The 14492-nt window shown below is 45.6% G+C and carries 9 protein-coding genes; 5 read left to right on the plus strand and 4 right to left on the minus strand.

All coding sequences use genetic code 11. The features are described 5' to 3' along the window. Positions 1–8 precede the first annotated feature (8 nt). On the plus strand, positions 9–1124 hold the full coding sequence (locus GO493_RS13190; RefSeq protein WP_157306648.1) for a hypothetical protein: 1116 nt from the start codon (positions 9–11) through the stop codon (positions 1122–1124). Between the two features lie 72 nt (positions 1125–1196). Here GO493_RS13190 and GO493_RS13195 read toward each other — a convergent pair whose 3' ends face one another. The 3 genes from GO493_RS13195 to GO493_RS13205 all read right to left on the minus strand — a co-directional run bounded on the left by GO493_RS13195 (position 1197) and on the right by GO493_RS13205 (position 8813). After that, positions 1197–3983 (minus strand): pre-peptidase C-terminal domain-containing protein, encoded by a 2787-nt coding sequence (locus tag GO493_RS13195; protein WP_157306649.1) that lies wholly within the window; start codon positions 3981–3983, stop codon positions 1197–1199. A 172-nt stretch (positions 3984–4155) separates the two neighbouring features. Continuing rightward, the gene (locus tag GO493_RS13200; RefSeq protein WP_157306650.1) at positions 4156–7236 is read right to left on the minus strand and encodes a carbohydrate-binding protein; all 3081 of its coding nucleotides are present in this window, start codon (positions 7234–7236) and stop codon (positions 4156–4158) included. A 563-nt stretch (positions 7237–7799) separates the two neighbouring features. Then, entirely contained in the window at positions 7800–8813 is a 1014-nt protein-coding gene (locus GO493_RS13205; RefSeq protein WP_157306651.1) for an acyltransferase family protein, read from the minus strand. Positions 8814–9124: 311 nt separating this feature from the next. Between GO493_RS13205 and GO493_RS13210 the strand changes: the two genes are divergently transcribed. Next, positions 9125–10318, plus strand: coding sequence for a glycosyltransferase family 87 protein (locus tag GO493_RS13210; RefSeq protein ID WP_157306652.1), 1194 nt, complete (start codon positions 9125–9127; stop codon positions 10316–10318). An 81-nt stretch (positions 10319–10399) separates the two neighbouring features. On the opposite strand, the gene GO493_RS13215 is transcribed toward GO493_RS13210, so the two are convergent. Further along, positions 10400–10891 (minus strand): lysozyme, encoded by a 492-nt coding sequence (locus GO493_RS13215; protein WP_157306653.1) that lies wholly within the window; start codon positions 10889–10891, stop codon positions 10400–10402. A 655-nt stretch (positions 10892–11546) separates the two neighbouring features. Between GO493_RS13215 and GO493_RS13220 the strand changes: the two genes are divergently transcribed. The 3 genes from GO493_RS13220 (at position 11547) to miaB (ending at position 14442) form a co-directional block, all read left to right on the plus strand. Continuing rightward, positions 11547–12344: a sensor histidine kinase gene (locus tag GO493_RS13220; protein WP_157306654.1), complete on the plus strand. Its 798-nt coding sequence runs from the start codon at positions 11547–11549 to the stop codon at positions 12342–12344. Further along, positions 12307–12933: a response regulator gene (locus tag GO493_RS13225; protein ID WP_157306655.1), complete on the plus strand. Its 627-nt coding sequence runs from the start codon at positions 12307–12309 to the stop codon at positions 12931–12933. The genes GO493_RS13220 and GO493_RS13225 overlap by 38 nt, the downstream gene beginning before the upstream one ends. Positions 12934–13020: 87 nt before the next feature. After that, positions 13021–14442 carry a tRNA (N6-isopentenyl adenosine(37)-C2)-methylthiotransferase MiaB gene (gene miaB / locus GO493_RS13230; protein ID WP_157306656.1) on the plus strand — a complete coding sequence of 474 codons (1422 nt, stop codon included), beginning with the start codon at positions 13021–13023 and terminating at the stop codon, positions 14440–14442. Positions 14443–14492: the final 50 nt, after the last annotated feature.

Consider the following 14492-nt stretch of genomic DNA (forward strand, 5'->3'; position numbering starts at 1 on the left):
ATAACAATATGAAACAACTGTTAATCATCATCAGCATCTTTTACTGTATTGGCTGCCAGTCGTCAGGGACTAACAACGGTGCAGACAGTACAGTCAATGATAGTTCAGCAGATACCATAAAGCCAGAAGAAAAATTACATGATATGAATGTTGCGGCCATAAAGAAATACATGGAGCTGCAGAAGCACCTTGAAGATGAAACTAACAGGACAAGCTATACAGAAGCCGATGTAACTATTGCTATACCCCTGCTGGCGGAAGCGTTGAAGGAAAACAGGTTTGTAAAGCCTGCCGATGATGTATTCCGTCAGAAGATACAGAACATCTTTGGTAAGCATGCGTTACAACCTGATTATTGCGGAGCTAAACACCATGATAAATTTGTTACATTGCTGGCAAAGGAGAACGGGGAGGAATATGATTATACGGAAGATAATGTCATGATATCAAAAGAACATAACTTTATCTTCTCCGTACCTTTCCTGGGGGATTTTGTTACTTTCACTGACAGCACACATTATAAATTTAAACTTTCGCCTGTACAGGTGGCAAGGAACCGTTACCTGCTGAATGATAATAAAGCAGATCTGGCTTATTTACTGGCGGAGGACACTCTTTTTATCAAAAGCCTGGTACTGCATTTCGGTTATACAGCAGATCAGAAGCTGAATGATGTAGCTATGAATGGTATTTCACGGTGGGATAATGATGAAATAGCAAGGGTATGCGAATATATCTTTGTAAAGGATTGTAAAGGGGAACTGCAGATACGTGAGGGATTGCTGCAATGGATCTCCGATCATTCAGATGCCAATGAGAACAGGATGGTACTGGCTATCTATGATTATGCGACATCTTTATATACCAATGATGCCAGCCATAAACTGCACAATAATCCTAATACTTATTACAATAAGGAGCAGAAGCGGAAAATAGCTGCTTATATTATCAATACATGGATGCCGTTAAATGAGAAATATGCAGCTGCAAATCCGGCTAAATGGTCGGTAGCTTCTCTTATAGAGAACCTGGATGGCTATGATCCGGGGTTGCAGGAATTTATTGTTAAGAATAATTACTTCTCGCTACCTTATCTACAGAAAGAGATAAGCGCGAGGCAATAAATCTGTTTTGATACTTACAAAAAAGCGGTCCATTACTGAACCGCTTTTTTTCTCATCCATCCGTTATAAATATTATCGCTGTAATACTACTTTTCTTGAAGTATTACCATCAGAAAGGATATAAATACCGTTCTGCAATGAAGACGGCAGTACTATTTCAAAACGGTTATGTCCTACCACAATCCTGTACAACTTTCTATAAACTACTTTACCGGTCATATCTGTCAGCGTGATGTATTGCTGCCTGTTAGCCATGCTGCTGAATTCTGTATATACCTTGCCTGTAGATGGAACAGGATATACATTCAGCTCGCCGTCAACAGTTTTTCTGCTCTTGCTCACCTCAGCTATTTTCGGCGTACTGCTGATGTTGGCAGTCAGCTTGTAGCAAACAGTGGTGCTGGATGCACCATTATAGCCAATTACGCGTATGTAGTAAGTACCTACAGCTGCATTGTTATACACAATCCTTTCACTGGTAGTGCTGCCATTTGTAGAGCTGCCACGCTGTGTACCGGCAGAATCATACAGGTATACGTCATAGTCGCCCGGGAGGTTGCTGAGTAATACCTCAATATGTGGCTGTGCACTGGTGTTTGAGAACTTAAACCAGTCTACATCTGTAGAAGAGGCGATCTGTGAATTAATCTCTGTATTTACGCTGATAGCAGCGGCAGTAGCCTGTGTAGCATTAGGCTCGAAAGAGTTTGTACATGCTACGGAAGGTGTTGTTGTAACCAGCAGGTGGTAACATTTGGAAGCATTGAAGGCACCGTTGTAACCAAATATGTACACGTAATAGGTACCAGCAGCTGCACCACTGTAGGTGATAGTCTCTGCATTGGTGCCACCATTTGATGAAGCTCCCAGCTGGCTGCCAGTAGAAGACAATAACCGTACATCATAGTCGGCCGGCAGATTAGAGAGGCTTACAGTGATAGTATTGGTACCTGTAGTAGTGATGCGATAATAGTCTACATCGCTGGCAGATGCGATCAATGCGGGTAGTGTAGCCCCTGCAGCGATAGTTGCCGCAGTGGCCAGCGTATTGTTACTTTCCAGCTGATCGCTGCATCCACCTACGATGGTTGCATGTGCAAAAAGCCTGTAACAGGTACTGTCATATACAGCACCGTTGTTACCATACACCTGTACATAGTATGTACCCGGCGCTACTGTGGTAAGAACAGAATCCGGCGTGGTACCGGTATTTGCTGAAGCGGCCAGCTGAGCACCTGTGGAAGACAACAGGCGGAAATTGAAATTGGCGCCCAGGTTATCCAGGGTAATGGCCAGTAAGGTAGTATCTCCCAGTACTATCCTGAAATAATCAGAGTCAGAGGTGGTAGTGATAGTACCTCTGATATCTGTATCTGTTGTGATAGTATAGGCTGTGCCCAATGTATTATTAGGCTCATAAAGGTCTGTACAGGAGGGGGTGGTGGTATCGCCGCCACAGGGGTAGTTGGTACCCGCCAGGGACAGAATACCAGTATTGTCCGGGTCCAGCCAGGGCTTCAGCTGATGCAGGATGTCGGTACCATTGGAGGTCCAGTTGTAAGACATCTTGCCGTATTCATCATTCTTGTTGGCAGCAGATGCGGTGCAGCTGGAAGGGCCGCCGGAAAGTTGTCCTACTATCTGTCCGTTACTGTTAAATAAGGGAGAACCGGAAGACCCGCCTTCAGTCACGCTCCAGTTGGTTTGTGTCTGTACCCATACGGCTTTCCAGTGAGTATAGGGAGGGCCGGTTGTATTGAAGTTGTCGTTTGTAAGCGGAGAAGTGTAAGTGGAGATCTTCTTGATATCGCCGGCAGGATGGTGGATGGTCACACCGCTGGGACTGGCCACGTCATTGGCATTCCAGCCTGCATAATACACATTGTAAGAAGCGGGGATAGAGGAAGTGAACTGCAGCAGCTGGAAGTCTGATCCATCAGCTTCCCCGGTATCGCCAGATCTTGCACGCTGTACACAACCGGTGATGGTGTTGCTTACCGGCTCATTGGCAGGATTAGCACAGGAGGGCGCTTCGTAGTTGAAATAGAAGATCCACTGACTGAAATCTGAGGAAGAAGCATCAGACCCGCAGTGATTGGCAGTCAGGAAATAAGGCTTACAGTCGCTGCGCGCATTATTTACCAGGGCGCCGGTACAGAGGTAAGCGGAACTGCCCAGTCTCAGTAAGATCCTGGCCACGGCCCGTTTCTGGTTCTGCCAGTTAGCTCCTTCAGGGCAGTTCACATTCACATTACAGCTACCGGCATCTCCAAAGTCTTTCTGCTGGTCTTTCCTGCCTTCAGGGATTTTGTCACTGTAAATGTTGTTTACGCCGCTGATGGTAAAATGGCCTTTACCTCTTGCGGAACCGGGTTCATAATACTCAACAATACAAGCGTTGCCTTTGAGTATTTCGGTGGCGAACAAACCGCCTTCCTGGTTATTGGCACTTGTATAGCTACCTATCAGCTGTGTATGATCTTCATTATACACAAACAATGTAGCGCCTTCAGGCAAATGGAAATCCTGGTAATACAGGGAGGTAGCCAGGGCTCCCTGTGCATCGATCTTTAAGCGCCATATGCGGTCGCCATTGGATAAGGTGCTCCAGGTGCCTGTATTGTCCAGGGAATACTTTGTAGGGAATATAATACCTACGCGTAATGGCAAGCCCTGTTTTTCACGCTGTTCATCTTCTTTTCTTAAATTTTCCTGCGATAATGAAGGAATGGTCTGAGTAGTGATCTTCTCTGTCAGATCTGCTGAATAACTATAGGGTTTTCCGCCTCTGCTCACCTGGGCGTTGGATATATGGCATGCTAACAGCAGCCATAACAGTAAGAATAACGGTTTTCTCATAATTAGGGTTTTAGGGTTTAAAAGATATCCTGGGATGGATGGGAAACATTAGGGTTATTAAAACACGGTGCCTCAGTTGGTATGCCCTGCTAAATTAACCGGCAGTACTGCTGCCGTATATCATGTCCATTTTATAAGAAAGGGAGACCTTGTGCAGGTCTCCCTTTTCTCTTTACATCTTGATGAATTTTCTCTGTTCAATCTTCCCTTTGTTATAAAACTCTATTATATAAATTCCGGGGGTGAGATTGCTTACGTTAATAACTCCGTTGACGGATTTTCTTGTGATGGTCCGTGCATTGGAGATATTTGTGATCCTGTATACGCCGTCATTCTTCGCGTTCTTAATTGTCAATACATCTGTTACAGGGTTTGGATAAATGATAACTGCTGCATTCGTATTCTGCATTAATTTCGATGCAGCACCGGCGGTACGTACATCAAACCAGTTCAGGTTAAAATCTGCGCCGGCGGCATAAATGCGCAATACCTGCGGGCCTGCCGGGAGGTCTGCATCGGTGGTCAATGTAGTCCATGACTGCCATCCTCCGGTAGCATTCACGGGCACTGATGCCAGGATGTTATTACCTGATCTCAGTTCAAGCGGTCCGCCACCGGGAGCGCTGGCCACGCGGAATGATACGGTATAGGTACCGGCAGCACTTACATTTACGTGATAGTCGAGCCAGTCGCCCGCCTGTACCCATCCTATATTCTCTCCTCCGCCGGTATCTGCTGTGCCTTCTTTTCCGATACCGTTCATATCATCATAGTCCTCTGCCTGTATGAGCCCGGGGATCGTTTTACCTACAGGGCCTTCGGTGCCGTTGCTGAAGGTGAGGTAGTTGATATTGAAATCTGTCGCGTCCAGGGATACGCGTAGTACTTTCACGCCGGCAGTCAGTACAGGGGTGGTAAAGCTTATGGTTTGCCATGCCTGGAAGCCGCCGGTCAGTGGTACATTCAGTGTACCGGAGATATCCTGTCCGTCCAGTTCTATATGGAATTTCTTATCGGCATAAGGCGTAGCGACCCTTACTCCGACAGTATAAACGCCCGGGGTTGTTACATTTACAGTGTACTCCAGCCATTCGCCTGCGGCTACGTAACCGATATTAAATCCTCCTTCGGAGCATCCTTCGAGGTCTACATTTTCATTAACACGGTATTGATTGCCGGAGTTGCCTGCGCCGGTATCATGGTATGCGATGCCTTCTCCGCCTTTGTCAAAGTCTTCTATTTCAACTTTGCCGGGTAAGGTAATGGGTACTCCGGTAAATGGCTGTTGCAGGGATGTATCTACTTTATATGTGGCAGTATAGGTGGTATTTGTAGCGGGTACTCTGAACTGTTGCAAGGCATTGCCCCCGTGTGCCCATGATACAAATCCGAATGAAGTATCTCTCAGCAGCTGGGGAGTGATTGCCTGTAATGTAGTGAGGGAGTTTACCACCATGGTTTTGGAGAATGGCGATACTGCTTCTGTACCCAATACCAGTTTCAGCCCCGGGACATTTGCCGCCGCTGTCAATACTACTTTGTTAGGTTGTACGTCAACAGAATCAACCCCGGTACGTCCTTTGGAATCTGTTACTGTCAGCAGGATCCTGAACCAGATATTGGGAGATGATTCACCACCATTGTCTGCAATAAAACTGCCTGTCTTTGTTCCGGCCGGCACTACAGGTCCGGGATGCCAGTGTTCGCTGGTGGGATTGTCTTTATGGAAGAAGCGGACTTCCCAGTGATAAGCGGATGCGGGTAGTACTCCGTCTTCTGCATCAGTAGCCTCTCCGGAATAATGTATGGTATCGAGTACATTCCATGTAAGGGAGCCGGAAGGCGTAAGGATATGCGGTACTGGTCTTGCATTAAAGGGTTGTACTGTCAACGTTGCGCCGGCGCTGGTAACAGAGCCTATGGCGTTGGTAACAATGCAGCGATAGATGCCGGAATCGGCCGGTATGGCCTGTGCAATCGAATAGGTGTTTGATGTAGCGCCGGCTATATCCACACCATCTTTCTGCCAGCGGAAGGTGAAGGGTGTGGCGCCGGATGCGCTTACAGAGAAAGTAACGGGATCTCCTGCTACAACAGTTGTACTTACCGGCTGATTTACGATGGAGGGGGCTTCGTTATTGCTGTATTCTATTCTCCACAGACTGCCCCTGGTGAAGTATTTAATGTAATAGATATTACCGTCAATGCCTACACTGGTACCCAGTACATTGCCAAAAGCGCTGCCAGAGAATTCTGTGTAGGAGGAAGAGGGAGTCAGGTTGCTGATGTCTACAGACCTGTACCATTGGGCGCACCAGTCAGAAAAGAAAAAGCGGTTCTTATATTCTGCCGGGTAACTGGTAACAGCGGGATTGAAGAACATACCTGAGGTGATAGCGCATCCCCAGTTGGTATGGGGATAGTAAAACGCCGCCTGTATAGTGGTAGCCGGCTGTTCAGGCCCTGAGCGGCCGTTCTGGTCCCATCCGTAATTATAATTCTTTGCCGGATCGGGATTGGTTACGTCGTTGATCTCTTCATAGTTCCCGCCTACATCTATCACGAAGATCTTCTGCGAGACAGGGTCCAGGCTCATTTTCCAGGGGTTTCTCATACCCATGGCCCATATGCTTCTTTTCTGCCTGGATGCGCCGGCTTCACTGTAATAAGGGTTGCCTGGTGCAGGCTGTCCATCTTCCGTTAACCGTAATATCTTACCTCTGTAGGTATCTGATTTGGGTGATTCGGAGGAGGAATTACTTTCACCGATGGCTACGTACAGCAGTCCGTCTTTAAACAGTAATGCACCGCCATTATGAAAGCCGTTGATGATAGGATCGAACTGCATGACCCTCTGGCTGGATGTTACCTGACTGGCAGCATTGATGACGATCACGTCCAGGTAGTGCACTGTCATTTGCGGATCGGTGTAAAAGATATAACACTTCCCGTTAGAGGCAAACTGCGGATGCAGTGTGATACCCAGCAATCCCTGTTCGGATGCTGTGGTGGTAACTACGGAGTGTACTGTAGATACTGTACCGTTCTGGTACACTTTTACATTACCGGAGCGTTCTGCAATGAAGATCCTGCCATCGGGAGCATGTACCATGGCGGTAGCTTCATTGATGTCATCGCCCGTTAATCTTTTTTGTGTAAACCCGGGAGGTAATTGTGCATAGGACCCTACAGCACTACATAGGATTAAGCCCGCTGCCAGCAAGGCTACGTGAAACTTTAGAATTCTTCTCATTATGAAACATGGTTTTTAGGTATTCGGTTATCCTGAGATCTCTTAAAAGAATATGGCTACAGCTAAAGTTGAGGATTGAAATTTACGATATAAGTTCCATACGGGATATGCGGGAGAAGGCGAAGGGGCCGCATGGAATATCCGATAGTAACTAAAAGGTTGGAGATGATGGATTAACGGCCTGGCATACTGTTCTCATTCCGTTTAACCTGCAGCTACAGAATGTATGTTTCCGCAGGGGAATGGCTCATTTCTGCCGGGTATATCTGACAGTGTTTTTTCTCAATCCTGTTAACATCCTATTAACTAAATCCTCATTTAATAATATTATTCTTGCTAACAGAAACATTTTACAACCCGCTATGACGCAGAAACGCCAGAATCTACTAATACAGACCCATTGGTTGTGGGCACTATCCTTTATCCTGTTCACTTTCCTTATTGCCTGCATCAGTTTTACTTATGATGGTCCATGGAAATAAATAAACGGAAATAAAAAAAGTCCTCTGAAATGCTGTAAACACTTCAGAGGACCGGGAGGATTTATATTCGAAACAACTGATTTAACTACCCATTGTCAGGCCGGACGACACTTTTTTGCTTTCACCGTACTTAATTCTATTGGACATATCGCCGAACGGCTTTTCAACGTATTTCCAGAATACGACGCCTATTCCAGTTACCAGGAGAAGTGTTACAGTAAAAAGTATGATCGCAGTATTGGGTGGCACATGCCTGATCAGCAGGTTAATGAATTTCACGCCTATCGGGAAATGCAGGAGGTATACAGAATAGGAGATCTCTCCCATAAAATCAAGTGGTTTAAATCCTTTTCCTTTATAGAACAGTATAAATGATACGGTAAATAGTCCGGCTATGGCAGGGGCCGGCCCATCCATGATGAACGCAAATATACCGGCGGCAGCTATACAGAACATTTCGAACAGGCTGGAACCGGAGCCTTCTTTCATATAGATGATGTAACCGATAATACCTATCATAAAGTACATCATGTGCTGGAACAGCTCAATATAGCCTGCAACGGGCAGCTGGCTCAGTAACATGAACAGCGGCAGACTTAATGCCAGGGTAACCCGTGTATAACGTTGCAGGATGATAAAGAACAGTCCTATGAACAGGTAATACTCTGCTTCTATCTTCAATGTCCAGAACACGGGATTATTATCGGGGGCATGGATGTAAAAAAGGCTCTGGAAAATGGTCAGCGGATTTTCCGGGAAAGGCTCATGCTTCACCTTATTCGACAATGCCACTACCAGCAGGGTAATGACCAGTGCAGCCAGGTAAGGCGGGTGCAGGCGCGCAGCTCTCTTGAACAGGAATTTGCCATAATACCTGATCTGGTATCCTGCTTTGTCCATGCTCAGCGGAATAACGAAACCGGATATAACGAAAAATACCTGTACACCGTATTTGCCATATTCATGAAAGCTATCAAACATTCCTGCAAGCGCATTATTTTCTGCGAAAGGAAGTCCGAAATGACAAAGACAAACGAGCAGTACAGCAAGGCCTCTTAAAAGGCTAAGGCTTTCTACTTTCCTTTTAGTCTCCATGGTTATATAAAATTCTAAGAGATATGGTCGGCCTCTTTTTGCTGTCAATTGGTTAACAACAATATGGCTTTCCTGAAAATTTTTAACATAAAGATCAAATATGGGGTAAAATAGTCTTCCGCTTTCTACTTAAAAAAGTAATTTTTGAAAAAAAATGCTCTAAGGGCGGGGATAACAGTATATCAATGTGAGCTTTTTACCAGAAAAGGCGGTGGTCCGCAGGGCCAAACTGAGACGATATATCACAAATTTTCTCAAAAAAAGATATGATTTTCATATCATTGCAGAAATTTCTTATTTCCTGATAACCTATGACGAACCAAAGTACTCCTTCCAAATTCTTATCCCGAATTGCAGGTATTACGTCTATACCCACCCGGTACATTTACATATTCTTTTTACTGATGGCAGCTGTGATCGGTGGCGTTTCCTGGTGCACTTCGCAGGATATGACACAGTATACCAGGTATAATAATTACGTAATTTTCAAACACTCATTTTTTCACCTGATCCATAACCAGGATATTTACCAGCTTTTCCCGGCAGAGCATTATGATCTTTATAAATACAGCCCGACCTTTTCTCTTTTCATGGGACTTTTTGCGTGGATGCCGGACCTCCCGGGGCTGATCCTGTTCAGTTTGCTGAATATGATCGTTTTTGTACTGGCTATACGTCACCTGCCACTGGAAAAGAAGAGGCAGAACACATTACTTTTTTTCCTGGTGATAGAGACCCTGATCTCTCTTACCAGTTCACAGACAAATATCCTTATTACAGGTATGCTGATCCTGGCCTGGCATTTCCTGGAAACGGACAAGCCCTGGTGGGCTGCCCTGATGATAGTGCTGACATTCTATATCAAGATATTCGGTATTGTGGCATTTGCGCTCTGCCTGCTTTATCCTTCCCGCTGGCGGGTAGCCGTTGCTGCTGTTTTCTGGACTATAGTAACCGGTTTGCTTCCCTTGGTGGTGATCTCTCCGGACCAGCTGATATTTCTTTATAAAAGCTGGGGGAACCTGCTTACCGCGGACCATGGCAACTCTACTGGTGTGTCTTTCTACGGATGGTTGTATACGTGGTTTGAGCTGAATATGCATAAACAGCTCTTTGTGCTGATAGGGGCAGCCTTGTTCTGCCTTCCGCTGCTGCGTTTTGCTGACTGGGCTAAACCGGTTTTCAGACTGAATATACTGGCTTCTGTATTGATCTGGGTAGTGATCTTCAATCATAAAGGGGAATCTCCTACCTATATAATAGCAATGACAGGTATTGCGATCTGGTATTTTGTTCAGCCGCAGCAAACCACTGCCAACCTGGTGTTGCTGTTACTGGCGCTGGTATTTACTTCTTTTTCTTCTACAGATGTTATTACTCCTTACCGCATAGCAAGGCTGTATGTAGAGCCGTATGCAGTAAAAGCGGTATTCTGTTCTATCATCTGGTTTAAACTGATCTATGATCTGGCATCTGGCAGGACGGTTAACCGATCACTTGCTTAAATCTTTTACCGGCTGGCACACATAAAAAAAGTCGCATTCATCTGAGATGAATGCGACTTTTTTTATGTGTGCCAGATATTGTTATTCGAAGAACTCCAATTCGCCGGTCATATACATATAGGCTTCCGCTTTTCTTCTCCTGGTCAGTCCCTCCAGGACCTTACCTCCGGATACGTTCCATTTCAGGAATTCGACTACAACAACGGGATCTTTAGGGTTCTGTTTCACTACTTTCAGCAGGGTGCTATCTCCCAATCCTTCTGCGATACCATTATTATTCATATCGCTTCCGGCGTTGTATGCAAAAGATACCAGGCTGTCAAACTGTTGTTGTTTCAGCTTAATGCCTTTGGTCAGTTTGTTCACGTCTGCCACGAAGCCTTTTGTGATTGCGCTAAAGAGTTCGTCAGCTCTTGCCTGGGTGATGGTTTCGCCTTTTTTAACCGGTTTGTCGTTTTCATAGTATGTATTGCCCCATCCTATAGTCCAGACGCCTTTGCTGTCCTGGTAGGAAGTGAGGCGGCATTGTTCAAAATGTTTGATCAGTTTCTGACCTTTTTCGCTAAGTTCCATAAGGTTAAAATGCTGTTGGGACTAAAGATATTAAAAATTAACGATATACATTAATTTTCACTTTATGGTTTATCAGTTTAAATTTTTGAGTAGAAGTTGAAAAGATTGCTCAAAAAACATTCATGAACATGGTTCACAAAGGAGGATGAAAATCTTAATACCAGCAGAAGAACATTCTATTAACACCAAATTGTAAACTTCAAACAGGATCATCTGACAGAAGTGTAAACCTATATCAGGACTATACCGTGGCGCTAAAGTGGTACCGCAATACATACACTAAACATGCTTAAGACATGCTTGAAACATGCTTGAAACATACTTGAAACATACTTGAAAGGTGGAGTTGAGGGGAAGTATCTGCACAGAAAGCATTCATGAACCAGGTTGAAAAGGAGGGAATTCCGGTAAAAATCATTGTGCTGAGCAATCAGAATAAGAAATTGATTTTCAATCATTGATAACTATTTTCAGAAAAACAGGGTTCATCTTCGGCAAAACTCCTTTTTTGAGAGACAAGAAGAATATTTTTCTTTTTTTAAGTTTTTTGTAACTCTTTTTTAGTAGACTTGTATTATAAATATAAACAGGGACAATCATTTACTACCCCCAATTACTTGTGTTCATTTTGGTCTGACCCCTTATTCTCTGTACTATGAGCAATAATCTGTTCGTGCAAGCTGCGCCCCTCATCTGTACCTGGTGTCTGATGGCACTTATTGCTGTTTTGTTTTTACGTCTGAATAATTTCCGGAAAAAGTATGCAGCCCTTATGTTGCAGCTTCGCCGGCAACAGGCCCTGATGTATAGCCAGGAACTGGATATACAGGAAGCAGAGCGAAAGCGTATAGCGGAAGACATACATGATGAAATAGGTGGTAATCTTGCCGCTATCCGCGTTAACCTGCAGCATCTGCATTATTCGGATACGTTATATGAGCAAAAGACCTCTACCCTGCTGCAACTGATAGATCAGACCAGCCAGAATGTAAGGAGAGCTACGCATAATCTTATTCCTCCCCTGTTTGACGATACTCCCCTGACGGATATACTGGAATCCCTTTTTCACTCGCTCGATTCTTCCGGTGTTCTTTTCCATTTCTGTTCCAATACCTATAAGCCATATTTCAATTCCCGGCAGGAGCTGGTCCTGTACAGGATCATCATGGAGCTTACCAACAACATTATCCGGCATGCCCATGCTTCTGCCGCTACTGTGCAGTTGCTTTATTATCCTTCTTACCTGGAAGTACTGGTAGAGGATGATGGCGTTGGCTTCCCGTCCACCACCCTTTGCCAGGGCATTGGTTTACGGAATGTATACGCCCGTACTGCAGCCCTGGGAGGCAAGGTGCATATAGATACGGGAAAAACCGGCACTACCTTTATTATACAGGTCCCAATAACTCCGCAATATGAATATTCCTGCCCTGATCAGCATCGTTCTGGCTGACGACCATGTCCTCTTTACAGACGGTATCTGTTCGCTTCTCAGCGGAGAGCCACATATCCGGATAGTGGGCTCTGCCAGGGACGGGCATATGCTGATGGAACTGCTTCCTGGCGTCCGGCCGGATGTGGTAATGCTGGATATTAATATGCCTTTTATCAACGGACTGGAAGCTACACGTCAGATCAGGCAATTTTACCCTGATATACGGATCGTGGTGCTATCGAGTTACCGGGATATTCACCTTATTGACCAGGCGAGGGTTAACGGCGCAAATGGTTACCTGGCAAAGAACTGCAGCAAAACGGAGCTTATAAGGACGATAGAGCTGGTAGCTGCCGGTCAATCCTGCTTTCCGGCTGGCCATACACCGGCCGGGAACAATACTTCTGTTCTGAAGCCATACAATCTTACCCGCCGGGAGACGGAGATACTGCAATTGATTAACCGCCAGTACACCAATCAGCAGATAGCTGATAGCCTGTTTCTTAGTATTTATACTATAGAAACCCATCGTAAGAATATTATGCAGAAACTCCGGCTCAGATCTCCTGTAGCTCTTACCCGCTTTTTACTTGAAAACGGCCTCTAGTATACCGGTAGCAACAACCTTCCATGCCATTCTGTCATTTTCGAATTTTATTGCTTAGTTTTGCTTTCCTAAAATTACTTGCATAGGATGTTGGAACAGGTTACAAAAGTGCATGACGAAAGTCGCCAGGGTGAGGCATACGCACCCGTGGCAGAGGAAACCCGGACTTATACTAAAAAATTCTACATAGAGAGCTACGGTTGCCAGATGAACTTCAACGACAGTGAGATTGTAGCTTCGATCCTTAAAGAAGAAGGTTTTGGACCGACCCGCAATGTGGAAGAGGCCAGCCTTGTGCTGCTGAATACCTGTTCTATCCGGGAAAAAGCGGAAGCGACCGTACGCAAACGCCTGACAGAGTTCCGTAAAATAAAACAGCGTAACCCGGAGCTCCTGGTAGGGGTGCTGGGCTGTATGGCAGAAAGGCTGAAATCCAAACTGATAGAAGAGGAAAAGCTGGTGGACATGGTTGTAGGCCCTGATGCTTACCGTACCCTGCCTGCTCTTATAGAAGAAGCTGAAACCGGCCAGAAGACAGTGAATGTGCTGCTTAGCCGGGAAGAGACTTATGGAGACATTAATCCCGTACGACTGGACAGCAATGGTGTGACAGCCTTTGTATCCATCATGCGCGGTTGCAATAACATGTGTTCCTTCTGCGTTGTACCCTTTACCCGGGGCCGCGAGCGCAGCAGGGATGTGGCGTCAATTATACAGGAAGCAACAGACCTTTTCAACAGGGGCTATCGCGAAGTAACACTGCTGGGCCAGAATGTTGACTCTTACTACTGGGTGAACCCGGTCAATGCCGCTGAAGAGATCACTTTTGCCCGGTTGCTGGAAAAAGTAGCGCAGATCAGCCCTCTCCTGAGAGTACGCTTCAGTACTTCCCATCCAAAAGATATCACGGATGATGTGCTCTTTACCATGGCCAGGTATGAGAATATCTGCAAGTATATACACCTGCCTGTTCAAAGTGGCAGCACCCGTATACTTCAGCTTATGAACCGTACATACACCAGGGAATGGTATATAAAGAAAGTTGACCGTATCCGCGAAATACTGCCGGACTGCGCCCTTTCTACAGACGTGATAACCGGCTTCTGCACAGAGACGGAAGAAGACCACCAGGATACGCTCAGCGTTATGGAATACGCCAGGTATGACCTGGCTTATATGTTCTTCTACTCTGAACGCCCGGGCACACTGGCTGCCCGCCGCTACCAGGACGATGTGCCTGAAGAGGTGAAAAAGCGCAGGCTGGCAGAAGTAGTAGAACTGCATCGTGGTCATTCACTCCAAAGCATGCAGCGGGATGTGGGAAAAACCTTTAAAGTACTGGTAGAAGGTACCTCCAAGCGTTCTGAAGAACATCTTTTTGGCAGGACCGACCAGAACAAGGTATTGATCTTCCCCAAAGAGGATCACCGTAAGGGAGAATATGTATGGGTAAAGGTTGACGACTGTACCGCCGGAACATTATTAGGCACTGCGACAGGGAAAGCTTAGAAGATAAATTAATTGGATCACAACACCTTTTGTCCCCGCCGGCAAAAGGG

Source organism: Chitinophaga tropicalis, assembly GCF_009758205.1.
Classification (GTDB): Bacteria; Bacteroidota; Bacteroidia; order Chitinophagales; family Chitinophagaceae; genus Chitinophaga; species Chitinophaga tropicalis.

Bases quoted from the DNA above. Each gene is read 5' to 3' on its own strand.
- GO493_RS13190 (WP_157306648.1), top strand. From the start codon at position 9: ATGAAACAACTGTTAATCATCATCAGCATCTTTTACTGTATTGGCTGC.
- GO493_RS13195 (WP_157306649.1), bottom strand. From the start codon at position 3,983: ATGAGAAAACCGTTATTCTTACTGTTATGGCTGCTGTTAGCATGCCAT.
- GO493_RS13200 (WP_157306650.1), bottom strand. From the start codon at position 7,236: ATGAGAAGAATTCTAAAGTTTCACGTAGCCTTGCTGGCAGCGGGCTTA.
- GO493_RS13205 (WP_157306651.1), bottom strand. From the start codon at position 8,813: ATGGAGACTAAAAGGAAAGTAGAAAGCCTTAGCCTTTTAAGAGGCCTT.
- GO493_RS13210 (WP_157306652.1), top strand. From the start codon at position 9,125: ATGACGAACCAAAGTACTCCTTCCAAATTCTTATCCCGAATTGCAGGT.
- GO493_RS13215 (WP_157306653.1), bottom strand. From the start codon at position 10,891: ATGGAACTTAGCGAAAAAGGTCAGAAACTGATCAAACATTTTGAACAA.
- GO493_RS13220 (WP_157306654.1), top strand. From the start codon at position 11,547: ATGAGCAATAATCTGTTCGTGCAAGCTGCGCCCCTCATCTGTACCTGG.
- GO493_RS13225 (WP_157306655.1), top strand. From the start codon at position 12,307: ATGAATATTCCTGCCCTGATCAGCATCGTTCTGGCTGACGACCATGTC.
- miaB (WP_157306656.1), top strand. From the start codon at position 13,021: ATGTTGGAACAGGTTACAAAAGTGCATGACGAAAGTCGCCAGGGTGAG.